Origin of the sequence: Halomonas sp. SIMBA_159, from assembly GCF_046536035.1 — a bacterium.
In the GTDB taxonomy this organism is placed as follows: domain Bacteria; phylum Pseudomonadota; class Gammaproteobacteria; order Pseudomonadales; family Halomonadaceae; genus Vreelandella; species Vreelandella venusta_A.
On the sequence record NZ_JAWJBT010000852.1, the window covers coordinates 1 to 262 of the forward strand.

1 protein-coding gene is annotated in these 262 nt (G+C 63.0%); it reads left to right on the forward strand.

Annotated features, from left to right (window positions below; translation table 11 throughout):
* A partial coding sequence (locus R0J87_RS21650; RefSeq protein ID WP_498888880.1) for an MFS transporter occupies positions 1 to 262 on the forward strand: 262 nt, incomplete at both ends.

The window sequence follows — 262 nt, forward strand, 5'->3', positions numbered from 1 at the left end:
CGTCAACACCGCCCTCCCAGCGATGGCAACGAGCCTCGGCGAACTCCCGTTGCGCATGCAGTCGGTCGTCATCGCATATTCACTGACGATGGCCGTGATGATCCCCGTGTCCGGCTGGCTCGCCGACAAACTCGGTACGCGACGCGTGTTCTTCAGCGCGATCCTGGTTTTCGCGGTCGGCTCATTGCTGTGCGCGAACGCTCATACGCTGAACCAATTGGTGGTGTTCCGCATCGTGCAGGGCGTGGGCGGCGCGATGCTG